This is a genomic window from Amycolatopsis regifaucium, from assembly GCF_001613935.1.
GTDB classification, from domain to species: domain Bacteria; phylum Actinomycetota; class Actinomycetes; order Mycobacteriales; family Pseudonocardiaceae; genus Amycolatopsis; species Amycolatopsis regifaucium.
On sequence record NZ_LQCI01000051.1, the window covers coordinates 363,522 to 388,007 of the forward strand.

Genomic DNA, 24,486 nt, shown 5'->3' on the forward strand with positions numbered 1-24,486 from the left:
CCGTCGCCCACCGCGCGCTGAGCCGGAGGGGCCGGTCCCACGCGCTAGGAAAGGTCCTTTCCTGGCGAATTTTGCGAGGAAAGGACCTTTCCTGGCATCGCCTACCCGCGCTCAAGCCCCGAAACACCCGCCGGAGCGATCTGCACCGGAGCCGACGGCAACGGAGCCGGAACGGCCGCCGGACCCGCACCCGCGACCGGCAGAGCCAGCGAAGTCTTGCCGAGATCCACCGTGATCTTCGGGTACTGCGCCGGTCCCGAGATGAACGAACCGTCCGTCCCGCCGATGATCAACGCGAGCTGATGTCCTTGCGGCACAACGTGATCCGTACTCGCCAGCCGGAACGTCATGGTGTACGGCTGCCCCGGCGTCAGCGGCGATTCCTGGCTCAGCGACCGATGGTTCGCCAGATCCGCCCAGCCGCGGCTGATGATGTTCAGCCCGACCGAAACCGAGTCGGTGCTCGTGTTCAGGTAGCAGGCGTCATTGCCGGTAGCGCTCGATCCCCAGCACGACTGCGTCACCTCGTTCTTGATGCCTTCCTTCGGCCCGGTGTAGTTCCGGATCGTCGCCGGGCCGTAGTCCACCAAGATCGCCGAAAGCCGCGCGGTGGACGTCGACGGCGTCGCGGTCACCGTCACCTTCGCGGTCCCGGAGACGTGCAGGTCCTTCGCGAGCGCGCCGGTGCTGAACAGCACCCGGCCGCTGGAGGTCTCCGTCGGCCGCGCCGCCCAGCCGTTCGAGGACTGACCGGACGAGTCCGTGAACGACGCCGTGCCCGTCCCGGCGGTCGTACCGAGCGTTCCGACACCCGGGGTGCCGCCTGCCGAGGGGCGCAGGGTCACCGCGCTCCCCGCGGGCCACGCCGCCTGATCCACCCAGACGTCGGGAGCGCGTTCCACACTCGCGCCCGGGGTCTTCTCGATCCCGTTGTCGACGCCGAGCAGATAGTGGTCGAACCACTTGTGCAGGGTGTCGACCCACGCCGACCGCCGGTAGTCGAACGGATCGACGTGACCGGCCTGCGTCAACCACACCTTGCGCTCGACCCGCAGCGCTTCCCACCACTGCCCGAAGTTGATCGTCTTGACATTGAGGTCGCCCAGGCCATGCGAAGCGAGGACGCTGGCCTTCACCTTCGAGGCGCTCTGGACGTAGTCCCGGTCGAGCCAGAACGAGTTGTAGTCGCCGTTCGCGGTCGCGCCCTCGGTGAGTTTCCGGTTGGCCGCGGCGCAGTTCTGGCCGCCGTTGCGCTGGGAGACGGTCTGCGCCAGCCCGGCGGGGCTGCCCTGACGCAGGTTCGCGCCGTCGGAGCGGTAGTAGTCGTACCAGGAACTGATCGCGCCGATCGGCACGATGGTCTTGAGCCCGTCGACCCCGGTCGCCGCGACACCGTTGGCGACCGTGCCGTCGTAGGACTTCCCGATCATGCCGACGGCGCCCGTCGACCAGGTCGCGTTCGTCCTGGCGGAGCCGGTCGCGGTGGTGTACCCGTTCGCCCGCCCGTTCAGCCAGTCGACGACCTTGCGGGCCGAATCGACGTCCGACGGACCGCCGATGTCGGTGCAGCCGCGGGATTTGTTGGTACCGGCCAGATCCACCAGGACAACGGCGTACCCGCGGGGAACGAAGAAGTTGTCGTAGTAGAGCGGGAACCCGACCGGCCTGCCCGCCGAGTCGTAGGTCTTGAGTTCGCTCTCGTTACCGCGGCCGCAGCACGAGTAGTACGGGCTCGCGTCCATGATGACCGGGACCTTCGTGCCCCGCGCCGCCGGCTCCCTCGGCCGGATGATGTCGGCGGCGACCCGGTCGGAGCGGCCGTCGCCGTCGCCGTCGAGCCCGATGTCCACCCAGGCCGTCTCGCGGACGGCCTGGGTGAAGTCGTAGACCGGTTCGCTGCCCCGCGGTTTCGCCGCGGCTTGCGGCACCGCGACCACGGCCGCGGCGACCGCCAGAATCCCTGCCAGCACAACAGTTTTCACGGTTGAGCCCTTCCCCGTCGGCTGAAAGCCCGTCAGAGAGAGCTAAACGCGATGATCGCGTGGGCAGTAGAGCGGAAAGTCTTGACAGTCAGGCGCAGCCTGTCCGTTGAGGGTGGTGGCGGGGCGGGGTCCGGGCTTACAGATCGACCGCGCGGTAGAGCGAACCGACCTCGCCGCGGTTGAGCCGCCGGATCGAGCCCGAGCGCTGTGCGCCGAGCTGGACGTCGCCGAGCGCGGTCCGGACCAGTTTGCGCACCGGATGCCCGGTGGCCGCCATCAGCCGCCGCACGATGTGCTTGCGGCCCTCGTGGATGACCAGTTCGATTTGGGTCCGTCCGGCCAGCATGTCCTTGACCCGGAACTGGTCGACCTTGACGATGCCGTCCGGCAGCTCGAAGCCGGCCCGCAGTTCCTTGCCGAGCCCGCGCGGGACGATGCCCTCGACCTCGGCGAAGTAGGTCTTGAGCACCTGGAACGACGGGTGCATCAGCCGGTGGCCGAGGTCGCCGTCGTTGGTGAGCAGCAGCAGGCCTTCGGTGTTCTCGTCGAGCCTGCCGACGTGCACGATGCCGGGCGTCTCCTCGTACCGGCCGCGCAGGTAGTCGCCGACGCACGGGCGGCCGCGGTCGTCGCTCATCGTGCTGTGCACGCCCTTGGGCTTGTTCAGCACGAGGTAGACGAGGTCCTCGCGGACCTGGACGCGGGTGCCGTCCACATGGATCACGCAGTTGTCCGGATCGACCCGGCGGCCGAGTTCGGTGACCACCTTGCCGTCCACGCTCACGCGACCGCGCACGATCAGGTCTTCGGCCGCGCGCCGGGAGGCGACGCCGGCCTGCGAAAGGACCTTCTGCAGCCGAATGCCGTCGGGATGCGGGTCAGATGTCATCGATGGTGTCCACTTCGGGTAGCAACGGAGCGATGGGCGGAAGGTCGGCCAGGGACGACAGGCCCAGTCGCTCCAGGAACAGCTCGGTCGTCACGTACAGCGTGCCAGTGGTTTCGGGGTCGGTCCCCATCTCCTCGATCAGGCCGCGTGCCAGCAGCGTCCTGATCACCCCGTCCACGTTCACCCCTCGGACGGCGGCGACCCTGGCTCTGGTCACCGGCTGCCGATAGGCGATCACGGCGAGGCTCTCCAGAGCGGCTCGCGTCAGCTTGGAACGCTGGCCGTCGAGCAGAAGCTTCTCCACGAACGGGGCATAGACGTCTCTAGTGTAGAACCGCCACCCTTCGCCGACGCGGCGCAGGTCGATTCCGCTGGCTCGCTCGGTGAACTTCTGCGCCATCGTGCGCAGCGCGACGGTCACCCGCGACTCGGGCTGGCCGACGGTCTCGGCGAGCGATTCCTCGTTGATCGGCGAGTCCACGACCAGCAATAACGCCTCGAGAGCGGCTTCGAGCGCCTCGTCGGAGGTGAGGTCGGGATAGTCCCCGGCGCCCGCTGCCACGAGCCCTTCGTCGGCGGGCCCGTCCTCGGCGAGCGGCTCGTCGGCGAACGGCTCGGGCTCGCCCGGCGCCTCCGGTTCCACTCGGGTGTCTTCGGTCTCTTCGGTGTTCTCGGGGCTCACCCGTACTCCTCGTCCTCCGCGGCGGCGAGATCCTGTTCGGCCGCCACCGACGCCTGCGCCACGGACCCGCCGGTCCAGCGCACGTGCAGTTCGGCGAGCGCCTCCAGCTGCTCGAACTGGACCGAGGCCTCCCGGTACAGCTCCAGCAGCGCGAGGAACCGCGCCACGATCTCGACGGTGTGCTCGCAGTCCTCGACGAGCTCGCTGAAGGTCGCTTCGCCGCGCTCCGCGAGCTTGAGCCGCAGCAGCGCGGCGTGCTCGCGCACCGAAACGCGGCCCATGTGGATATGCGCGATGGACACCGTCGGCGGCGGCTTCGGCCGGAAGACCGCGATCGCGATCTCGGCGAACTTCGCCGGGTCGACGCCGAGCATCACCTCGGGCAACAGCCCCATGAACCGGTCTTCGAGCGCGACCGACCGCGGATAGCGTCGCAGCGCGCCCGCCTCCAGCTCGCCGAACAGCGCCGCGACCTGCTTGTACGCCCGGTACTGCAGCACCCTCGCGAACAGCAGGTCCCGTGCTTCGAGCAACGCGAGGTCGTCTTCGCTTTCCACCTCCGCGGCGGGCAGGAGCCGCGCCGCCTTGAGGTCGAGCAGGGTGGCCGCGATGACCAGGAACTCGGTCGTTTCGTCGAGGTTCCACTCCGTGCCCAGCGCCCGGGTGTAGGCGATGAAATCGTCCGTGACCCGATGCAACGCGACTTCGGTGACGTCGAGCTGGTGCTGCGAGATCAGCTGGAGCAGCAGATCGAAGGGGCCCTGGAAGTTCGCCAGGTTCACCTTGAACTTGGACGTGCTCAGCTCTTCGCTGGCCAGTCCCTCGGGGACCATCCCGCCGTGCACGGTTTCGTGCACGGCGGGGGTCTCGTCTGCTTCCGTCCGCTCGACCGGCTCCGGGCCGCTTTGCGCAGCCGCGGCCGGGTCGTCCATCAGTTCTCGGTCTCTTTCCCGCCCTCGGCACCCGCGCGCAAGCGCTGGACGAGGACCGACTCCTCGCCGGCCGCGTCGAAATCGGCCAGCAGGACGGCCACCGCCTCGCGGACAAGCCTGCCGCGGTCGAGGACGAGCCCGTGCTTCGCCCGCAGGTTCAGCCTGGCCTGCTCCATCGCCAGCAGCTCGTCGCCGGAGACGTAGACGGTGATCTTCGCGTCGTGTTTGGTCCGCCCCGAACCGCTGCGCGCGGCCCTGGTCAGCTGGTTTTTGTGCGCCTGCCCGTCCCCGTCCGCCGAACCGTTCCCGGTGCCGTTCCCCGTCGAGGGGGCGGGCTGCGCGGGCGCGGGCGGGAGATCGAGGGCGGGGCTGGAGGTGATCCTGAAAAGTTCGGACGCTCCGGGCAGGGAAGCTCGCCTGCTCACCGGGCGATCACCTCGCGGGCCAGCGCTCGGTAGGCCGCCGCGCCGGCTGATTTGGGGGCCCAGGTCGTGATCGGCTCGCCCGCGACTGTCGTCTCGGGGAACCGCACGGTGCGGTTGATCACCGTGTCGAACACGATGTCGCCGAATGCCTCCACCACTCTCGCCATGACCTCCTTCGAGTGCAGGGTTCTCGGGTCGTACATGGTGGCGAGAATCCCCGTGATGTCCAGTTTGGGGTTGAGGCGTTCCTGCACCTTCTCGATGGTGTCGATCAGGAGCGCTACGCCTCGCAGACTGAAGAACTCGCACTCCAGCGGGATGATCACACCGTCCGCGGCGGTCAGTGCGTTCACCGTCAGCAGGCCTAGCGAGGGCTGGCAGTCGACAAGAACATAGTCGTAGTCGTTCATGACCGGACGAAGGACCCGTAACAAAGTGTGTTCGCGCCCTACCTCTGCGACCAACTGGACCTCGGCCGCGGACAGGTCGATGTTGCTCGGCAGCAGGTCGACGCCGTCCACCCGGGTCTTCCGGATGACGTCGGTGATGCTGACCGAGCGCTCCATGATGACGTTGTAGACCGTCTGGTCCAGCTCGTGCGGCTGAATGCCGAGACCGACCGAGAGCGCACCCTGCGGATCGAAGTCGACCAGCAGTACCCGGCGGCCGCATTCGGCGAGCGCCGCACCGAGGTTGATGGTCGAGGTGGTCTTGCCGACGCCACCCTTCTGGTTGCACATGGCCATCACCAACGCGGGGCCGTGCCGTTCCAGAACCGGCGGCTCGGGGATCTCGCGGAGGGGACGGCCGGTGGGGCCGATGCCTTCCCTCTCGAGTTCTTGTTGCTTGGTTTCTTTGGCGCGCTTGGCCTTACGGCCACGGGAAGAGATCGTGTCCTCCGACGGTTCGTCGCCGTCGTGTTCGGCGGGGGTTGCGATGGTCACCTGGCTGAGGCTCGCCGCGGCCGAACCGGCGGACGCGGACGGCTTCGCCGGCTCGTTCGGTGTCGACATGGCGCGAAAGCTCCTCTTCGGCTAGGTCTCCGGCAGCCTATGCGCGGATCGCGAATCGAGCCAAAGCGGCTCGCCGGGGCCGATCGGGTCGATTAACCGAGCGCGCGGGGATGTGCTGTCGCGTAAACCTCGCGGAGCGTGTTGACCGTGACCAGCGTGTACACCTGAGTGGTGGTCACCGAGGCGTGACCGAGCAGTTCCTGTACGACACGGACGTCGGCGCCACCTTCGAGTAGATGAGTGGCGAAGGAATGGCGCAACGTGTGCGGGGAGACGCCGGCCGTGATGCCCGCGACTTCCGCCGTGTCCTTGAGAACCTGCCACGCGCTCTGCCGGGAAAGCCTGGAGCCGCGGGCGTTGAGGAACATCGCCGGTGTCCCCCTGCCGTGGGTGGCGAGCACGGGCCGCGCGCGGACGAGGTAGGCGTGCACCGCTTCGAGCGCGGGGCGGCCGATCGGGACGATGCGCTGTTTGCCGCCCTTCCCGTCGAGCAGCACGGTCCGTTCGGTGTCGTCGATGTCGTCGACGTCGAGTCCGACGGCCTCGGAGATCCGCGCGCCGGTCGAGTACAGCAGTTCCAGCAGTGCCCGGTCCCGCAGCGCGCGTTCGCCTTCCGGTGGCGGGGTTTCCAGGAGTTTCAGCACCTCGTGCACCGGCAGGGCCTTGGGCAGCCGCTTCGCCGCCGCGGGCGGGCGGACCTCGTGGGCCGGGTCGCTTTCGGTGATGCCGTCGGCGTGCGCGAACTTGTGCAGCCCCCGGACCGCGACGAGCGCGCGAGCCGCCGAGGACGCGGCAAGCGGCCGGTGCTCCTCGTCGCCTTCGCGCAGCGCCGCGCCGAACGAGGTGATGTGTGCCGGGGTCACGTCGGCGAAGCGTTCGACGTCGGCTTCGCTGAGGTACGCGGTGTACCGGCGCAGATCGCGCGAGTAGCTGTCGAGGGTGTTCCTCGCGGTTCCGCGCTCGACCACCAGATGGTCGAGGTAAGCGGCGACCACCTGGGCGACTCCGGCACCGCCAGCCCGTGACACACGGACACTCTAGAACCACCACGACCCGTTCGGCGGTTCGCCGCGCGTACCACGCCGCAGGTGTGAAACCGGCTACCTTGGGACCATGTCCCAGCAACCGGACCCGGACGAGATGCGTGTCGGCACCGCCGAGCGCGAGGAGGCGGCGCGGCTGCTCGCCGACCACTACAGTCAGGGGAGGATCACCCCCGACGAGTACGAGGGCCGTGTCCTCGCCGCGTACGAGGCCGTGACGCTCGGCGAACTCCGGCCGCTGTTCCAGGACCTGCCCGCCCCGCATCCGAAGTACCTGACGCCGCGGTTCGACCCGCCGCCGTTCGTGCCCGTGTACCAGCAGCCTGCCGCGGTCCTGCCCTACTCACCGAAGTCGAAGACCGCCGCCGGGGTGCTGCAGATCGTGCTGCCGTTCGGGATCGGGCGGTTCTACACCGGGCATGTCGGACTCGCTTTGGGGCAGCTGGCGGTCGTGGTGTTCACCTGCGGCATCGGGGCGGTCTGGCCGATCGTCGACGGGATCGTTCTCCTGGCGAACGGCGGCACCGACGCGCAAGGCCGCCGTCTCCGGGACTGAGCACCGGCACCCGGAAGCTGCAATGAAAGGCCCCTTCATCGCAAATTTCGCAATGAAGGGGCCTTTCATGTCACGCGCGAAGCCGCTAGAGGCCGCGCGAAGCGAACTTCGTCGGCCGGTCCTTCCAAGGCGCGTCCGCCGGACGAGACGAAGCCGCGCCCGAAAGCACCGCGTGCGCGGCCAGCACGCCGCCGACGGTCGCCCCGTTCACCAGCTCACCGGCCAGCGCCATCCGGACCGCCTCGGCGAGCGGGAACTTCCGCGTGACGAGGTCCGCCTCCTCCTCGCCGAGGATCTCCCTGTCCACTTCGGACAGCCCTCGGGCGAGGTAAACCCGGACGACCTCGTCGGTGAATCCCGGCGACGCCGCGACGTCGACGAGGGTCTCCCAGCGCTCGGCGCTGAGCCCGACCTCCTCGACCAGCTCGCGTTTCGCCGCGCCGACGGGGTCCTCCCCCGCCTTGTCGATCAGGCCGGCGGGCAGTTCCCACAGCCGTCGCCCGATCGGGTGGCGGTACTGGTGGATCAGCGTGACGGTGCTGTCCATGCCTTCGCCGTCGAGGGCGACGACGGCGACCGCGCCGAGGTGCTCGACGACCTCCCGGCGGGCCGTGCCGCCGCCGGGCATCACGACCTCGTCGACCCGCAGCCCCACGACCCGTCCGATGTGGACGTCCCTTGTGGACGCGACGGTGAACTCGTGCTTGCCGGGCTCGGTCACCTCGCCACCGCGGGGGCTTCGGCCAGCTCGACCGGCAGCCGCTCGGCGACCTTGCGGTCCACGACCGCCTTCACGAACGAGCTGAACAGCGGGTGCGGCCGGGTCGGGCGGCTCTTGAGCTCCGGATGGGCCTGGGTGCCGACGAAGAACGGGTGCTTGTCGGCGGGCAGCTCGACGAACTCGACCAGCCGATCGTCGGGCGAGGTGCCCGAGAACACCAGACCGGCCTCAGAGAGGCGCTTGCGGTAGGCGTTGTTGACCTCGTAACGGTGACGGTGCCGCTCGGAGACCTCGTTGCTGCCGTACGCCTTCGCGACCTGCGAGCCCGGCTTGAGCTTGGCGACGTAGGCGCCGAGCCGCATCGTGCCGCCCATGTCGCGCTCGCCCGCGACGACGTCGCGCTGGTCGGCCATCGTGGAGATGACCGGGTTCGCGCTCGTGTCGTCGAACTCGGCCGAGTTCGCGTCCTCGATCCCGGCCAGGTTCCGTGCCGCGTCGATCACCATGCACTGCAGGCCGAGGCACAGGCCCAGCAGCGGCAGCCCGTGGGTACGGGCGTAGGCGATCGCGCCGACCTTGCCCTCGATGCCGCGGATGCCGAACCCGCCGGGGATCAGCACACCGTCCACATCGGACAGTGCGGAGGCGGCACCGGACGGCGTCTCGCAGGTGTCGGAGGCGACCCAGACGATCTGGACCTTGGCGCGGTGGGCGAACCCGCCCGCGCGCAGCGCCTCGGTCACCGACAGGTACGCGTCCGGCAGGTCGATGTACTTGCCGACGACCGCGACCCGCACCGTCTCCGACGGGTTGTGCACACGGTCGAGCAGGTCGCCCCACACGGTCCAGTCGACGTCGCGGAACGGCAGCCCGAGGCGGCGCACCACGTAGGCGTCGAGCGCCTCACGGTGCAGCACCTTCGGGATGTCGTAGATCGACGGCGCGTCGGGACAGGCGATGACGGCCTCGGTGTCGACGTCGCACATCAGGCCGATCTTGCGCTTGAGATCCTCCGGCAGCTCACGGTCGGCGCGGCAGACGAGCGCGTCGGGCTGGATACCGATGTTGCGCAGCGCGGCGACCGAGTGCTGGGTCGGCTTGGTCTTCAACTCACCCGAGGGGGCGAGGTAAGGCACCAGCGAGACGTGGAGGAAGAAGCACTGGTCGCGGCCGACGTCGTGGCGGACCTGACGGCAGGCCTCCAGGAACGGCAGCGACTCGATGTCGCCGACGGTGCCGCCGACCTCGGTGATCACGACGTCCGGGCTGTTCCCGTCCTCGTCGGCGCCGGCGGCGGCGGTGATCCTGGCCTTGATCTCGTCGGTGATGTGCGGGATGACCTGCACGGTGTCGCCGAGATACTCACCACGGCGTTCCTTGGCGATGACCTCGGAGTAGACCTGGCCGGTGGTGACGTTGGCCTTGCCGTCGAGGGACCGGTCGAGAAAACGCTCGTAGTGCCCGATGTCCAGATCGGTTTCGGCGCCGTCGTCGGTGACGAACACCTCACCGTGCTGGAACGGGTTCATCGTGCCTGGATCGACGTTGAGGTACGGATCCAGCTTCTGCATCGTGACCCGGAGCCCACGTGCGGTAAGGAGCTGACCCAGGCTGGAAGCCGTGAGTCCCTTACCCAGAGAGGAGGCAACGCCTCCGGTGACAAAGACATACTTGGTAGCCCGCGACTGAAGTCCCACGGGCTTCCACCTTATCGCACGCCCGCCGGGGCGCTCAGTGGCCACGCCGCAAGCGTCCGATGGAGTGGAAAACCGCTACTCTCGCGACGTGACTGACGCGCACGACACCTGGACCGCACCGGTCGCGGAAGGCCCGCTCGACGCGGACATCCGCGTCCCCGGCTCGAAGTCGATCACCAACCGGGCCTACGTTCTCGCCGCGCTCGCCAGCGCGCCGACGCGGGTGCGGACCCCGCTCGACTCCCGGGACGCGCGACTCATGCTCGGCGCCATCTCCACCCTCGGCGCCCATTCGCAGGGCAGCATCGGCGGTTACCTCGTGCATCCGCTCGGCCACGGCCGGGTGCATCCCGACGAGACCGTCCGGGTGGAACTGGGCAACGCGGGCACGGTCGCCCGGTTCACGCCCGCCCTCGCCGCGCTCGGCACCGGCCCGGCGCTGTTCGACGGCGACGAGGCCATCCGCCGCCGTCCGATCGGGCCGCTGCTGAAGGCACTGCGCGGCCTCGGCGCCCGGATCGAGGACGACCGCCGCGAGGCGCCGCCGTTCACCGTCCACGGCGAAGGCGGCCTGCGGGGCGGCAAGGTCGATCTGGACTCTTCGGCGTCGAGCCAGTTCCTGTCCGCGCTGCTGCTCGCCGGGCCGTCATTCCAGCAAGGGGTCACCGTGCGCCTGGTCGGCGGCACGGTCCCGAGCGAACCGCATATCGCGATGACCGTGGAGATGCTGCGCCGGTTCGGGGCCACCGTGGACCGCGAGGGAACCGAGTTCCATGTCGCGCCCACCCGGCTTTCCTGCCCTGAGTACATCGTCGAGCCGGATCTTTCGACGGCCGCCCCGTTCGTCGCCGCGGCGGTCGTGACCGGCGGCACGGTGCGAATCGCGGGCTGGCCTCAGCAGACGACCCAGCCCGGTGACTGGCTCCGCAGCCTGCTGCCCGTGCTCGGCGCGACCGCCGAACTCGACGCGGCAGGGCTGACGGTCACCGGCAGCGGCACGATCCCCGGCGTCGAACTGGATCTGCACGACGTCGGCGAACTGACCCCGGTGATCGCGGCGCTGCTGTGCTTCGCCGAGGGCCCGTCGATCATCTCCGGGGTGGCGCATCTGCGTGGCCACGAGACCGACCGGCTGACCGCGCTGGCCACCGAACTGTCGTCACTCGGCGCCGACGTCCGCGAGACCGAAGACGGGCTCCGGATCACCCCCGCCCCGCTGCACGGCGGGAAGTTCCGCACCTACGACGACCACCGGCTGGTGATGGCGGCCGCCGTACTGGGACTGCGTGTCGAAGGGATCGAGGTGGAGAACCCGGAGACGGTCGGGAAGACCTACCCCGGGTTCGCCGAAGCCTGGACTTCGATGCTGGGCTAAGCGAGGCCACCGGCGAACGGGGTCCCCCGCCACTGGTCGATCATCGGTTTCATGCCGTCCACCAGCATCGGCAGCTCAGGCGCCATCGACAGGCACGCGACCACCTGCAGGAGACCCACCGCTTCGAAGGTCCGCAGCACGCGTTCGTCGACCTCGCGTAGGCCGAGTTCCCCTGCGGCGGCGTTGTAGGCCTCGATGCCTTCGGGACCGTTGAAGGCGAGGTCGCGTTCGATCGGGCCACGGTTGACCAGTTCGAAGTCGGAGTAGAGCTCGCCGTCGGTGGTGACGATCAGGTTGTAGCCCGGCGCGTCACCGTGGATCGGCTGGACGGTGGCCCCGGGGAATGCCTCGGCGAACGCCTCTTCCGAGGCCAGCAGCGGCCGGAAGACCGCCCATTCGCGGCGGGCGCGGTCGAGGTCGGCGGGGGCGAGCAGGTCCGGCCGTCCTTCGAGCCGGGTGAGACCGTCGGGGATGAACGGGTCCACGCCGTTCAAGACCGCCAGCTCGCCGGGATAGTCGCGGAGCGCGGCGTGCAGTTTCGCGACGAGCTTGGCCGAGTACTCCACGGTGAGGTTCGCGTCCTCGACGAACTCGACGAGTTCCCAGAACGTCATCGAGAAACCGTCGCGCTGCACGGGTTCCGCCGGAACCAGCGGGCTCGGCTTGACGACCGGAAGTCCCTTCTCGCCAAGCCAGGAGGCGACGGCGAGTTCGCGCCGCTGGTCGGTCAGCTGCGTCTCCAGCGTGGTCGTGCGCGGCAGTACGGTCGGCACGCGCACGACGACCGGCGACGGCGCCAGCCGCACGATGACGGAGAAAACGTCGTACAGGACTTCGGGTTCGGTGACGGTGATGCCGAGGTCGCGTCCCGCGGAAACCGCGGCGGCCACCGCCCGCGCGGTGCGGGCAGCCCGTTGTTCGTCGGTGATCATGCCGCGAGTCTGACATGTCCGGTTCACCCGGCGGAGCGTTCTCCGCCGTCCTCGGGGAACAACGTCCGCAGCGTGACCTCGCGGTTCACCCGCACATGCCCGACGGCGTGGGCACGCGCGCGGTCGGCGTCGCCCGAAGCGATCGCGTCGTAGAGGCGGCGGTGCTCGTCGAGCAGTTCGCCCCAGTGCTCGTTCTGGCTGGTGAGCCAGCGCAGCCTGCCTTCGAGCGGCCGCAGGATCTCGTGCAGAAGGCCGTTGCCCGCCAGCGCGACGATCTCGTCGTGGAACCGGGTGTTGAGCGAGGTGATCCGGGCCGGGTCGCCGCTCTCGGTGGCGCGCGCGGCGTCGGTGAGCAGACGTTCGAGCGCCCGGAGTCCCGCTTTGCCTGCCCGCTCGGCGGCCAGGCCCGCGGCGAGGCCTTCGAGCGCTTCCCTGACGTCGAACAGCTCCTCGACATCGGACCTGGCCAGCTGGCGCACGACGATGCGCCGGGGCGACTGGACGACGAGGAACCCTTCGGCCTCCAGGCTGCGGATGGCCTCGCGCACCGGGACCCGCGAGACGCCGAGGTCCTCGGCGAGTTCCCGCTCGACGAGCCTGTCCCCCGGCTTCAACCGCCCGGTGAGGATCCGTTCGCGCAGCTCGTCCCGGACCCGTTGCCGGGTCGCGGCCAGCGGCTGCCGCGGTCCTTCCTCGGCCACTCCGTCCCCCTCGCTCAACACAGCCGTAACAGCTCGTAACCCGAGTTTATCGGCACGAACCTTGACGACGGGGCACTGCGGGATGATATTGGGATACCAAATTTTGGGATACCAAATCGACCAGCGCTTGCCGTCACCCGTCGATCCGGAGGCCCGCATGACCGCCGCCCCAGCCACCCGGTCCACACCGTCCACCGCGGCCGAGCCCGATCCCCGGCTCTGGAACTCCGACCTCGCCCCGGCGAAAGAACGCCGTTGGAAGGTCTACGACATCTTCGCACTGTGGATGTCGGACGTGCACAACCTCGGCAACTACACGTTCGCGGCGGGCCTGTTCGTGCTCGGCCTCTCGGCCTGGCAGGTGTTCACCGCGCTGCTCTCCGGTTTCGTGCTCATCTACTTCGGCATGAACCTGATGGGCCGGATCGGGCAGCGGACCGGCGTCCCCTTCCCCGTCGTCGCCCGGATCAGCTTCGGCACCTTCGGCGCGAACCTGCCCGCGCTGATCCGCGCGATCATCGCGATCTTCTGGTACGGCATCCAGACCTATCTCGCCTCGGTGGCCATCACACTGCTGGTACTCGCGATCGATCCCGGCCTGAAACCGTTGACAGAGGTCGGTTTCCTCGGTCTGCACGCCCTCGGCTGGAGCTGTTTCATCGCGCTGTGGCTGGCGCAGGCGCTGGTGCTCACGCGCGGCATGGAGGCGGTGCGCAAATTCCAGGACTGGTGCGGTCCCGGCATCTGGGTAGTGATGATCGCGCTCGCGGTGTGGGTGCTCGCCGCCGCGGACTGGAACATCTCCCTCACGAGTAATCGGAAGTCGCTGTCCACCGGGGAACAAGTACGGCAGTGGTTCGGCGCCGTCGGCCTCATCCTGTCCATCTACGGCACGCTGATGCTCAACTTCTGCGACTTCTCGCGGTTCGCCCCGAACCAGAAAACGGTGCGCCGCGGCAATTTCTGGGGTCTGCCCATCAACTCGACGGCGTTCGCGCTGCTTTCGGTGCTGGTGACCGCCGGCAGCCTGCAGGTGTTCGGGGAGGCCATCACCGACCCGGCGGAACTGCTGGCCCGTATCGACAACACCCCGGTGCTCATCATCGGCGCGCTGACGTTCGCCATCGCCACCATGGGCGTGAACATCGTCGCGAACTTCGTCTCCCCCGCCTACGACCTGGCCAACATCTGGCCGAAACGGATCACCTTCACCATCGGCGGGATGATCAGCGCGGTCGCGGCGCTGTGCGTGCTGCCGTGGAAGCTGTACTCCTCCCCCGCGGTGGTCAACTACTTCCTCGGCGGCCTCGGCGCCTTCCTCGGCCCGCTGTTCGGGATCATGATGGTCGACTACTACCTGGTGAAACGGGGCCGGATCGACGTCGACAAGCTGTTCGTGGCAGGCGCGGACTCGCCGTATCACTACAAACACGGCGTGAACCCGCTGGCGATGATCACCTTCCTGCCCACGGCGGTGCTGTCCGCGGTCATCGCGCTCGTGCCCTACTTCGCCCCGGCGGCGCCGTACTCGTGGTTCATCGGCACCGCGTCGGCCGCCGCGCTCTATCTGGTGGTGTCACGGAAGCAGCGGGTCGCCTGATGCGGATCCTGGTCACCAACTGCAACACCACCGAGGCCATGACGAAGGAGATCGAGGCCGGTGCTCGTGCCGCCGCGAGCCCAGGCACCGAGATCCTCGCCAGAACGCCGTTGTGGGGCCCGGAATCCGCGGAGGGCTGGCTGGACAGCTTCTTGAGCGCGGCGGCCGTCCTCGACCTCCTCAACGGCATGGACGAACCCTTCGACGCGCTCGTGATGGCCGGTTTCGGCGAGCACGGCCGGGAAGGGGCGAGGGAACTGCTCGACGTCCCGGTCGTCGACATCACCGAAGCCGCCGCGCATCTGGCCTGCCTGCTGGGAAGACGGTACGGCGTAGTGACCACATTGGACCGGACGTGCGGCCTCATCGAAGACAGCCTGCACGCCTCGGGAGTCGCGCAGAACTGCGTCGGCGTCCTGGGCGCCGGACTCGGCGTGCTCGAACTGACCGACGAACGCCGGACGGAGTCGGCACTGCTGACCGCCGGGCGCCGGGCGCGCGACGCCGGCGCGGAAGTGCTCGTCCTCGGCTGCGCCGGGATGACAGGACTGGACCGGCGGATCTCCGCGATGCTGGACATCCCGGTGATCGACGGCGTCGCGGCCGCCGTCCGCCTCGCCGAATCCCTGGTGACGCTCGACCTCAAGACCAGCCGGGCCGGTTCCTACGCCCGCCCCTTGCCCAAAACCCGCCGCTGGCCGCGCATTTAGTCCTCTGAATGCGGTCCTTGCGCGTGCGACTACCGCATTCAGAGGACTAACTGCATGGGGTTCGGTCGCCTGTGGCTAGTTGCCGGCGGCGGCGATGCCCGGAGCCGGGGCCTGGGCGTTACCGGCGATGCCGTAGCGGCCGGCGCCGCCTTCGAGCTGCTCACGCAGTGCCATGATCGTGGTGACCCGGCCCGCCGCGGTCTCCGCGTTGTCCACAGTGGACAAGATGGAGGTCGCCGAGGTGTCGGCGCGGACGACCCCGATCGCGCCGGTGCCATCGGCGGATCCGGCGTCACCCGCGAGGACCGTGCCCGCGCCGGAACGGTCGAGCTGCGCGGCGAAGCGCGCGACGGTCGAGGCACGGTCACCCGCGCCGTCACCGGTGTACTTGGAGCCGGTGAGCACGATCGCGAGCTGCGCGGGCTTCACGTCCTGGCCCGCCTTGAGGAAACCGCCGTCGGTGAGCCCGCCGAGCGCGGCCGACAGTTCCACCGGCGTGGACTGCGGCTGCGCGTTGTCCTTGTTCAGCAACGCCACCGAACCGAGCAGCGCGCCGGCCAGGGTGCCCGGGTCGCCCGCGGTCGGGAACTGGACCCCGGCGGGCTGCAGGCGGGTCACGACGTCACGCAGCTGATCGGACCGCATCGGGTCGGAGAACGCCTCGGTCAGCTGGATCTCGCCGGTGACCGAGCCACCGGCCTGTCCGACGAGCTGCTTGAGCGCGTCGCGGTCCGCGGGCTTCGCGTCCTCGGTGGTCACCAGCACCACCGAACGCTTGTCCAATTGGCCGGCGACGACCTTGGGTCCCATCGCCCCGGCGAACGCGTCCGCGTCGCTGAGCCGGGCGTTGAGGGAATTGCGCTGCGCCTCCAGGTCCGCGACCTGGGAACCCAGGTCCTCCTTCTGCCCGGCGAGCCCGGACAGCAGTGAACCGTTCAGCGCCGTCGACCCGAGCACCACCCCGATGGCGAGCGCCAGGAAGCAGGCGGCGATGGAAATGATGTGGTACCGCAGAGAAATCACGTGAAAAGTCCCTTGCCCCAGGCGATGAACGAGTTCCAGGTGTCGCGGATCCAGTCGAGGTAGACCGAACCCACGTCGGACACCAGCAGCGCGACCGCGACGGCCACCAAGGCCGCCAGCACCAGCAGGACGACGGCGCCGATCGACACGCGGCTGCGGTGCAGGGTCGCGACCGCCTTGCCGTCGACCAGTTTCGTGCCGAGCTTCAACCGGGTGAGGAACGTCGACGGGTTCGACCCGGACCGGCCGTGGTCGAGGAATTCCCGCAGTGTCGCCTGGAAACCGACGGTGACCACCAGGCTCGCCTCGTGCGCGTCGGCCAGCAGCAGGGCCAGATCCTCGGCGTTGCCCGTGGCGGGGAAGGTGACCGCGCCGATCCCGAGGTCCTGGATGCGCTCGACACCCGGCGCGTGCCCGTCCGGCTGTGCCGGGACCACGACCTCGCCGCCGCTGCGCAGCGTTTCCGCGCCGATCCCGTGCGGGTCACCGACGATGACGTCCGGCAGATACCCCTGCGCCCGCAGGGTGTCGGCACCGGCGTCGACCCCGATCAGCACCGGGCGGTGCTCGGAAATGTACTTCTTCAGCTTCTTGAGGTCTTCGGCGTGCCCGTTGCCGCCCGCGACCACCAGGGCGTGCCGGTCCCGCAAGGGAACCCGGATCTCCGGCACCCCGACGCCGTCGAGAATGAGGCTGCGTTCCCGGCGGAGGAACTCGATCGTGTTCGCGGAGAACGCCTCCAGCTGGGTGGACATCCCGGCCTTGGCCTCGATCATCTGGTCCGCGACGCTTTCCCGCGTCTGCTGGATCCCTGACCCGATCTGCCGCTCGCCGACGTAGACGACGCCCTCGTGCAGGCGGAGTTTCGTGCCGTCCTTCACCTTGCGCAGCAGCTCGCCGCCGACCGAGTCGACCAGCAGGATCCCCGCCTCGAGCAGGACCTCCGGTCCCAGGTTGGGGAACCGGCCGGAGATCGACGGCGAGGCGTTCACCACCGCCGCGACTTCGGCCTCCACCAAGGCGTCGGCCGTCGAACGGTCGAGATCGAGCTGGTCGAGGACGACGATGTCACCCGGGCTCAGCCGGCGGAGAAGCTCACGGGTACGCCTGTCGACCCTCGCGACGCCGGTGATCCCGGGGAGGGTCTCTTGGTTACGCGTGAGCAAGCCGGTGAGCTTCATGCGACCGATAGTGACAAATCGGTGCGGCCTTATGCGTCCGCCACGCCGAAGGGAACACGCCGATTAACCCACACCGGGTGGCGCCACTCCCCCGGCGTCTCGTCCGTTACTTCGCCTTCTTGCGCTTCCCGCCGCGGCGGGCTTTCGGCTTGTCCGGCGCGCTTTTGTCGGCCTCGGCGACGGCGAGCAATTCCTCGGCGTGCGCCCGGCCGGTCTCGGTGCTCTCCATTCCGGCGAGCATCCGCGCGAGTTCGACGACCCGCTCGGATTGTTCGAGTACACGCACGCCACTGCGGGTCACCCCGCCGCTGGTGCCCTTGTCCACCACCAGATGCTGATCGGCGAACGCGGCCACCTGCGGCAGATGCGTGACCACCAGGACCTGGTGGCTGCGCGCCAGCCGCGCCAGCCGCCTGCCGATCTCGACCGCCGCACGGCCGCCGACCCCGGCGTCGACCTCGTCGAACACCAGGGTCTGCACGGTGTCCGCATGCGCGAGGACGACCTCGATCGCCAGCATCACGCGGGAAAGCTCACCGCCGGAAGCGGCCTTGTGCACCGGAAGCGGCGGTGCGCCGTTGTGCGCGCGCAGCAACAGTTCGACGTCGTCGACGCCGTCGGGGCCGGCGTGCACGAGCCTGCCTTCGACCTTCACCGCGTGCGGGTCGCTCTCGTCCACGGTGCGCCGCTCGACGGTGATCTCGATCTCGGCCTGGCCCATGGCCAGCCCGGACATCTCGGCGGTGATCGCCTCGGCCAGTTCGGCGGCGGCCTCGACCCGCGCCTCCGACAGCCTGAGGGCGTGTTCGGCCAGCGTGACGGCGAGTTCGTCGCGGCGCTTGGCCAGTTCGGCGAGCGCCTCCTCGGAAGTGTCCATCGTGGACATCCGGCGGCGGGCATCGTCGGCCCAGGCGAGCACACCGTCCACATCGGCGGCGTACTTGCGCGTGAGCCGCTTCAGGTCGGCCTGGCGCGCGAGCACCTTCTCCAGCAGCGCGGGGTCGGCGTCGAGCGTTTCGAGATAGCTCCCCAGCTCGGTGCCCACTTCGGACAGCAGCACCGAGGCCTCGTCGAGGCGGGGGCCCAGATCGCGGAGCACGGCGTCCTCGGAGCCAGTCAGCTGGCGGGTCGCCTCGCCGATCAGTCCCAGCGCGCCGGGCGCGTCCGGATCCCCGTCGGACGAACCGGCGACCGCGGCGTGCGCCGCACTGGCCGCGGCCCGCAGTTCGTCGACCGCGGCGAGCCGCTTGATCTGCTCGGTGAGTTCGGTGTCCTCGCCGGGTTCCGGCGCGACGGCGTCGATCTCGGCGAGACCGTGCCGCAGCAGGTCCGCCTGCTGGGCCATCTCACGGGACCGGGTGGACCGTTCGGTCAGTTCGGCGACGACGGCGAGCCACTCGTCCCGTACCGCTCGGTACTGCTCCAAGGGTTCGGTGACGGCTTCACCGGCGAACCGGTCGATGACGGCACGCTGCTCGGCGGGCCGCAGCAGCCGCAGCTGATCGTTCTGCCCGTGCACCGCGATCAGCTGCTCGGACAGATCGGCCAGCACGCCGACCGGCACCGAACGGCCACCGAGGTGGGCACGGGAGCGGCCGTCGACCGAGACCGCGCGCAGCGCGATGACGCTGCCGTCCTCGTCGACCTCCGCCCCGGCGTCGGTGACTATCCGGGTGGCGCCCTCGGCTCCGCCCAGTTCGAATCGGCCTTCCACGAAGGCCTTCAGCATTCCCGTTCGCACCTTGGACACTTCGGCTCGGCCGCCGGAGAGCAGGTGCAACCCGCTGACGACCATGGTCTTGCCCGCACCCGTCTCACCGGTGACGACGGTGAAGCCCGCGTGCAGTTCCAGCAGGGCGTCCTCGATGACTCCGAGGCCCTGGATGCGCATCTCGGCCAGCACGACGCCCACCGTAGCGGCCTACCCCGACCATTCCCGCACCCGGCACGAGATGAACGGGACTTTCCTGGCGAATTTCGCGATGAAAGCCCCGTTCATGACATCCCTCAGCGCGCGTGCCGCTCCCGCCAGCCCTTGATCGGCAACGAGAACTTGTGCACCAGCCGGTCGGTGAAGGGGCCTTCCCACAACCGGATCAGCCGCACCGGCACCCGGCCGCAGGTGACCCGGACGGCCGAGCCGGCGGGAAGGTCGAAGGTCCGCGATCCGTCGCAGGTCAGGACGGCGGGCGAGCCGTCCGGATCGATGGCGACGGTGATCTCCGAGTCGCGGGAGACGACCAGCGGCCGGGAGAACATCGCGTGCGCGTTGCTCGGCACCACCAGCAGCGCCTGGACGTCCGGCCAGATGATCGGCCCGCCCGCGGAGAACGCGTACGCCGTCGAGCCGGTCGGAGTGGCGCACAGGACGCCGTCACAGCCGAAGGAAGACACGGGCCTGCCGTCGACCTCGATGAGAGCGTCCAGCACGCGCTCACGCGAGCTCTTCTCGACGCTGGCCTCGTTGAGCGCCCACGTGTGGACGGTCTCCTCGCCGTCGATGCTGACCGTGACGTCGACGGTCATCCGCTCTTCGACCTGGTAATCGCCGTCGACAGCGCGCTGGACGGTGTCGGCCAGCTTGTCCGAATCGGCCTCCGCCAGGAATCCGACCCGCCCGAGGTTCACTCCGAGCACCGGGACACCGTTCGGCCTCGCCAGTTCCGCGGCCCGCAGCAACGTGCCGTCGCCGCCGAGCACGAACACCAGCTCGGTCCCGGCCGCTGGATCCTGCTCCGGCGCCATGACCGTGCAGGGCGCGCCGATCCCGCCGTCCGCTTCGAGCATCTCCCGGACGTCCTCGTCGAGGACCCGCAGCCGCACACCGGCCTTGGCGAAACGGGCCGATACCTCGCGTGCCGCGTCCCGGGTCGCGTCCCGGTCCGGGTGCACGACGAGCAGCACCTCGCGATCGCTCATTGGGGTCCCTCCAGGACTGCGGTACGGACGAGCCGTTCGGCGTCGGTGCCGACGGTCTCCCCCGTCCCGCGGGTAAGCCAGACGAAGTATTCGACGTTCCCGGACGGGCCGGGAAGCGGGCTCGCCACGACACCGCGCAGGCGCAGGTCCAGCTTCTCGGCCTCGGCGAGCACGCCCAGCACGGATTCGACTCGCAGTTCCGGGTCACGGACGACGCCGCCGCTGCCGAGCCGGTCCTTGCCGACTTCGAACTGCGGTTTCACCATCGGCACCAGATCGGCGCCGTCCCGCGCGCAGACGGCCAGCGCGGGCAGCACGAGTTTGAGCGAGATGAACGAGAGATCACCGACCACGAGGTCGACCTGCCCGCCGAGGTCTTCCGGGGTCAGGTTGCGGACGTTCGTCTTGTCGAGGACGACCACGCGGTCGTCGGTGCGCAGGCGCCAGTCCAGCAGGCCGCGGCCGACGTCGGCGGCGAGCACCGTGGCGGCGCCGTTGCGCAGCAGGACGTCGGTGAAGCCACCGGTCGAGGCGCCGGCGTCGAGGCAGCGCTTCCCGTCGACGGAAAGGCCGTGCGGGGTGAAGGCGGCGAGCGCGCCCAGCAGTTTGTGCGCGCCGCGCGAGGCCCAGCCGGGGTCGTCGCCGTCGCGCACCACGATCGGCGCGCCGGACTCGACCCCGGTCGCGGGTTTGGTGGCCACCATCCCGCGCACGCTGACCTTGCCCTCGGCGATCAGCGCGGACGCCTGCTCGCGGGAGCGGGCCAGACCCCGCCGGACGAGTTCCGCGTCCAGGCGGGCGCGTTTGGGCACGCGGTCAGACCTTGTCGATGGTGGACAGCGCCACCGTCAGCTCGGTGTGCACGGCTTCGAAGCGGTCGACGTGCTCCGAGAGCGGAAGCGAGGCGAGGTCGTCGAGGCCCGCCACGGCTTCGTCGACCCCGGCACGGGGATCCGTGTCCTGCTGCGCGAAGTGGTCGGTCGGGTCGCTCGGGACCGGCGGCGGTCCGGGCACCGGGGGGCGCGGAACGGGGTGGAAGTGGTCTTGCACCCCACCAAGTTAGCAGCGCTGGTCAGGCGAGGCGCAGCTCGCCGAGCGCGGCGCGGGCGGTGTCGCCGACGCCACGGACCTCGGTGATCCCCGTCTCCCAGGCCACCGCGCACAACGCGCGCAGCAGGTCCAAGGAGTCACCTTCACCCTCGGCTTCGAGCGCGTCACCCTGTGCGGTGACCCGCCAGCCGTCCTTCGGGCCGACCTCGAGCAGATCCGCGCGGGCGCCGAGGCCGGACAGATCCCACGCGAGGTACCGCGGCCGTTCCTCGGACCTCGCCTTGATCAGGGCCGCCGCGTCGGCGACCCCGGTCAGCACGCAGAGCGCGTCGATCCCGGCCGCGACCGCGCCTTCGATGTCGGTGTCCAGCCGGTCACCGACGACGAGGGCCCGCTCCGCACCCGCGTCCCGCGCCGCCGTGGTGAACAGCAGCGGTGCGGGTTTGCCCGCCACGAGCGGTTCGGCCTCGGTGGCGGTCCGCAGGGCGGCCACCATCGACCCGTTGCCGGGCAGCAAACCGCGTTCGGTCGGCAGGGTCGCGTCGACGTTCGTCGCCACCCACAGCGCGCCCGCGCGGATGGCGAGACACGCCTCCGCGAGGGCGGCCCAGGTGTTTTCGGGGGAATGCCCCTGCACGACGGCGGCCACATCCGGCCCGGCTTCCCGGACCGTGCGCAGCCCCACCGACTCGATCTGGGCGGCGAGCGAGTCCGTACCCACGACGAGCACGACGGCGCTCTCGGGCAGCCGCTCACCCAGCAGGGTGGCGGCGGCTTGGGAGCTCGTGTGGACCTCGTCGGGGGTGGCGGGCAGGCCGAGGGCCTCCAGGTGCGCGGAGACCTCCTCGGGTGCCTTGGAGGCGTTGTTCGTCACCCAGCGGACGGCCGTGCCGTCGTCCCGAAGCGCCCGGAGTGCTTCCGGGGCGCCCGGGACGACCGTGCTGCCGTGATAGACCGTGCCGTCGAGGTCGAACAGGACCGCGTCGTACCCGGCCGACAGGGCGTCAGCCATTCGTGAGCTCCGCGGCGCGCTCGGCGGCGTCGGTCTCGTCCTCCTCGTCGGCCTCTGCCGCGTTGAGGAACCAGCGAATCGCTTCTTCCTTGCGGTCGGCGGCCGCGAGGTTGTCGGCGTAGGCGTAGAACAGCCGGGCACTCCACGGGTCGCGCTTCTCCGCCTTGAGGTCGTCGCCCTGCAGGGAGACGACGGCGGCTTCAAGCTGACCGAGGTCACGGCGCGCACCGGCGGCGACGATCGCGAGTTCGATCTGGGTCGCCTTGGACAGACGCTCCTTGTCGACCTCCTTCGCGAGGTCCAGCGCCCGCTCCGGGCGCCCGATGGCACGCTCGGCGTCGGCGATGATCGCGATGTGGTCGTCGGCGCGGGTCATCCGGCGGACGGCTCGAAGCTCCGAAAGCGCTTCGGACCAGTTGCCTGCGTGGTAGGCCACCAGACCGAGCGCCTCACGGACGATCGGCACCCGCGACGCCTTGGCCTTCGCGTACTTGGCGTGCTCCATCGCGGCTTCGGGGTCTTCGTCGAGGAGCCCACCGGCCGCGACGAGGTGCTTGCCGACGGTTTCCGCGAGTGCCTTGGGCAGGGTGCGGAGTTCACGACGGACCTCTTCGTCGAGGTCGGAGAACTCGATGCCCTCGGGCAGTTCCGGAGCCGAGAGCAGCTCGCGCGCCAAAGTCTCGTCGTCGACCGGCTTGTCTTCGGTACGCGGCATGGTCCGGAAGTCCTTGCGGCCCTCGGAACGATCGCGCTGGGGACGGTCGTCGCGCTTGCGCTCGAACCGGCCTTCACCGCCACGGGAATCGCCGCGCTTGTCGTCGTACCGCTTCTCCGGCCGATCGGACGGCTTGCGGTCGGGACGGTCGGAGCGGACCGGCCGATCGGAACGCTCGGGACGGTCGCCGGAGGGACGGTAGCCGCCACGACGGTCGTCGTCGCGGCCGCGGTCACGGTCGCCGAAGCTCTTGCGCTCGTAGCCACCGCCCGTGGGACGGCGGTCGCCCGAGGAGGGACCACGCCGGTCGTCACGGCGATCGCCGCCGTAACCACCGGAACGCGCACCACCGCGGTCGTCGCGGTAGGACGGGCGCCGGTCGTCACGGCCGCCACGGTTGTCGCGGTCGCCGTAGGACTTGCCCTGCGGGCGGCCTTCGTACCGGTTGCCGGACGGGCGGTCGTCGGAACGGCCGCGGTTGTCGGAGCCGTAACCGGAACGAGCCGGACGGCTGTCGGTGCGCTTCTCGTACCGGCCCTCGGATCGGTTGTCCGACCGGTTGTCGTAGCGACGCTCGGGGCGGCCCTCGGAGGAGCGGTACCCGCCGCGGTCGCCGCGGGTGTCCCCGCCACGGTTGTCCGACCGGTACCCGCCGCCGCGGTTGTCGGAGCGGAACCCGCCGCGGTCGCCGCCACGGGTGTCGCGGCTGTCGCGCCGGTCGTCGGAGCGGTAACCACCACGACGGTCGTTGTCGCGGCCACCGGACCGGTCGTCACGGCGGTCGCCTGCTCCGGTACCACCACGGCGGTCGTCGCTGTCGTAGCGCGGACGGTTCTCGTCGCGGCCCTGACCGGCGAAACGGCTACCGGCACGCTGATCGCGCGGGCCATCGCCGCTGCGCGCGGGCTTGCCGGGATAGCTGCCGGTCCCACGGGCACCGCGATCGTCACGGCGCGGGCGGCCCTGGTAGCCACCGTCACGACCGCCTCGGTCCTGCCTGCCGCCGGCGGAACCGCGCCGGTCACCTCGCTGCGCGTCAGACCGGCCTCCGCGGGGACTCTCGTCCCGGCGACCCGACCGGCCGGACGCGCCATCATCTGAGTCACGTCGACCGAACTCGGACACCTGGCCTCCTGCCACTATTGAAAAAGTCTTCGATACCGGCGACACCCATCGGGCGCGCCAACGGACCACTGTAGTCCGTCCATGGACATGAAAAGAGACAGGGCCCTGACCGGGGAGAACCTGTGGGGTTCTCGACCCTGGTCAGGACCCTGTCCTGAAGTTAGTCCGGCGGTGTCCTACTCTCCCACAACCCTTCGGTTGCA

Annotated in this window: 23 protein-coding genes; 4 read left to right on the top strand and 19 right to left on the bottom strand. The window is 69.8% G+C overall.

What is annotated here, in order from left to right; translation table 11 throughout:
• Positions 1–101 precede the first annotated feature (101 nt).
• From AVL48_RS35565 to xerD, 7 genes are all read right to left on the bottom strand, one after another.
• Positions 102–1,970 carry a Xaa-Pro dipeptidyl-peptidase gene (locus AVL48_RS35565; protein ID WP_061985448.1) on the bottom strand — a complete coding sequence of 623 codons (1,869 nt, stop codon included), beginning with the start codon at positions 1,968–1,970 and terminating at the stop codon, positions 102–104.
• 148 nt (positions 1,971–2,118) lie between these two features.
• Positions 2,119–2,871 (bottom strand): pseudouridine synthase, encoded by a 753-nt coding sequence (locus tag AVL48_RS35570; protein WP_061985450.1) that lies wholly within the window; start codon positions 2,869–2,871, stop codon positions 2,119–2,121.
• On the bottom strand, positions 2,861–3,553 hold the full coding sequence (scpB, locus tag AVL48_RS35575) for an SMC-Scp complex subunit ScpB (protein WP_061985452.1): 693 nt from the start codon (positions 3,551–3,553) through the stop codon (positions 2,861–2,863). The genes AVL48_RS35570 and scpB overlap by 11 nt, the downstream gene beginning before the upstream one ends.
• Complete coding sequence (locus AVL48_RS35580) at positions 3,550–4,485, bottom strand: segregation and condensation protein A (RefSeq protein WP_061985454.1); 936 nt, start codon at positions 4,483–4,485, stop codon at positions 3,550–3,552. Before AVL48_RS35580 ends, scpB begins: the two co-directional genes overlap by 4 nt.
• On the bottom strand, positions 4,485–4,910 hold the full coding sequence (locus tag AVL48_RS35585) for a hypothetical protein (RefSeq protein ID WP_061985456.1): 426 nt from the start codon (positions 4,908–4,910) through the stop codon (positions 4,485–4,487). The genes AVL48_RS35580 and AVL48_RS35585 overlap by 1 nt, the downstream gene beginning before the upstream one ends.
• On the bottom strand, positions 4,907–5,854 hold the full coding sequence (locus AVL48_RS35590; protein WP_244162326.1) for a ParA family protein: 948 nt from the start codon (positions 5,852–5,854) through the stop codon (positions 4,907–4,909). The genes AVL48_RS35585 and AVL48_RS35590 overlap by 4 nt, the downstream gene beginning before the upstream one ends.
• A 161-nt stretch (positions 5,855–6,015) precedes the next feature.
• On the bottom strand, positions 6,016–6,918 hold the full coding sequence (xerD, locus tag AVL48_RS35595) for a site-specific tyrosine recombinase XerD (RefSeq protein WP_061985461.1): 903 nt from the start codon (positions 6,916–6,918) through the stop codon (positions 6,016–6,018).
• A 118-nt stretch (positions 6,919–7,036) separates the two neighbouring features.
• Between xerD and AVL48_RS35600 the strand changes: the two genes are divergently transcribed.
• Entirely contained in the window at positions 7,037–7,522 is a 486-nt protein-coding gene (locus AVL48_RS35600; RefSeq protein ID WP_061985462.1) for a DUF1707 domain-containing protein, read from the top strand.
• A gap of 85 nt (positions 7,523–7,607) precedes the next feature.
• Here AVL48_RS35600 and AVL48_RS35605 read toward each other — a convergent pair whose 3' ends face one another.
• Complete coding sequence (locus tag AVL48_RS35605; RefSeq protein WP_061985464.1) at positions 7,608–8,243, bottom strand: NUDIX domain-containing protein; 636 nt, start codon at positions 8,241–8,243, stop codon at positions 7,608–7,610.
• On the bottom strand, positions 8,240–9,940 hold the full coding sequence (gene pyrG / locus AVL48_RS35610; protein ID WP_074038106.1) for a CTP synthase: 1,701 nt from the start codon (positions 9,938–9,940) through the stop codon (positions 8,240–8,242). Before pyrG ends, AVL48_RS35605 begins: the two co-directional genes overlap by 4 nt.
• An 88-nt stretch (positions 9,941–10,028) precedes the next feature.
• Between pyrG and aroA the strand changes: the two genes are divergently transcribed.
• The gene (aroA, locus tag AVL48_RS35615; RefSeq protein WP_061985468.1) at positions 10,029–11,315 is read left to right on the top strand and encodes a 3-phosphoshikimate 1-carboxyvinyltransferase; all 1,287 of its coding nucleotides are present in this window, start codon (positions 10,029–10,031) and stop codon (positions 11,313–11,315) included.
• Here the strand turns inward: aroA and AVL48_RS35620 are convergent.
• Positions 11,312–12,247 carry a phosphotransferase gene (locus AVL48_RS35620; RefSeq protein ID WP_061985470.1) on the bottom strand — a complete coding sequence of 312 codons (936 nt, stop codon included), beginning with the start codon at positions 12,245–12,247 and terminating at the stop codon, positions 11,312–11,314. The genes aroA and AVL48_RS35620 overlap by 4 nt on opposite strands.
• A gap of 23 nt (positions 12,248–12,270) precedes the next feature.
• The gene (locus tag AVL48_RS35625; protein WP_061985472.1) at positions 12,271–12,948 is read right to left on the bottom strand and encodes a GntR family transcriptional regulator; all 678 of its coding nucleotides are present in this window, start codon (positions 12,946–12,948) and stop codon (positions 12,271–12,273) included.
• A gap of 157 nt (positions 12,949–13,105) precedes the next feature.
• On the opposite strand from AVL48_RS35625, the gene AVL48_RS35630 reads away from it, so the two are divergent.
• Together AVL48_RS35630 and AVL48_RS35635 are read left to right on the top strand one after the other, a co-directional pair.
• Positions 13,106–14,548 (top strand): NCS1 family nucleobase:cation symporter-1, encoded by a 1,443-nt coding sequence (locus AVL48_RS35630; protein WP_061985474.1) that lies wholly within the window; start codon positions 13,106–13,108, stop codon positions 14,546–14,548.
• On the top strand, positions 14,548–15,258 hold the full coding sequence (locus AVL48_RS35635) for an aspartate/glutamate racemase family protein (protein ID WP_061985476.1): 711 nt from the start codon (positions 14,548–14,550) through the stop codon (positions 15,256–15,258). Before AVL48_RS35630 ends, AVL48_RS35635 begins: the two co-directional genes overlap by 1 nt.
• A 75-nt stretch (positions 15,259–15,333) precedes the next feature.
• Here the strand turns inward: AVL48_RS35635 and AVL48_RS35640 are convergent, their stop codons facing one another.
• From AVL48_RS35640 to AVL48_RS35675, 8 genes are all read right to left on the bottom strand, one after another.
• On the bottom strand, positions 15,334–16,281 hold the full coding sequence (locus AVL48_RS35640; RefSeq protein WP_061985478.1) for a copper transporter: 948 nt from the start codon (positions 16,279–16,281) through the stop codon (positions 15,334–15,336).
• Positions 16,278–17,462 (bottom strand): putative cytokinetic ring protein SteA, encoded by a 1,185-nt coding sequence (gene steA, locus AVL48_RS35645; RefSeq protein ID WP_061985480.1) that lies wholly within the window; start codon positions 17,460–17,462, stop codon positions 16,278–16,280. The genes AVL48_RS35640 and steA overlap by 4 nt, the downstream gene beginning before the upstream one ends.
• A 106-nt stretch (positions 17,463–17,568) precedes the next feature.
• Complete coding sequence (gene recN, locus AVL48_RS35650; protein WP_061985527.1) at positions 17,569–19,365, bottom strand: DNA repair protein RecN; 1,797 nt, start codon at positions 19,363–19,365, stop codon at positions 17,569–17,571.
• A gap of 104 nt (positions 19,366–19,469) precedes the next feature.
• Entirely contained in the window at positions 19,470–20,381 is a 912-nt protein-coding gene (locus AVL48_RS35655; RefSeq protein ID WP_061985482.1) for an NAD kinase, read from the bottom strand.
• Positions 20,378–21,193: a TlyA family RNA methyltransferase gene (locus tag AVL48_RS35660; RefSeq protein WP_061985484.1), complete on the bottom strand. Its 816-nt coding sequence runs from the start codon at positions 21,191–21,193 to the stop codon at positions 20,378–20,380. The genes AVL48_RS35655 and AVL48_RS35660 overlap by 4 nt, the downstream gene beginning before the upstream one ends.
• Positions 21,194–21,197: 4 nt before the next feature.
• Positions 21,198–21,431 carry a hypothetical protein gene (locus AVL48_RS35665; protein WP_425266083.1) on the bottom strand — a complete coding sequence of 78 codons (234 nt, stop codon included), beginning with the start codon at positions 21,429–21,431 and terminating at the stop codon, positions 21,198–21,200.
• 22 nt (positions 21,432–21,453) lie between these two features.
• A complete protein-coding gene (locus AVL48_RS35670; RefSeq protein WP_061985488.1) occupies positions 21,454–22,443 on the bottom strand; it encodes an HAD-IIA family hydrolase in 990 nt (329 codons plus the stop codon).
• Positions 22,436–24,283, bottom strand: coding sequence for a hypothetical protein (locus AVL48_RS35675; RefSeq protein WP_061985491.1), 1,848 nt, complete (start codon positions 24,281–24,283; stop codon positions 22,436–22,438). Before AVL48_RS35675 ends, AVL48_RS35670 begins: the two co-directional genes overlap by 8 nt.
• Positions 24,284–24,486: the final 203 nt, after the last annotated feature.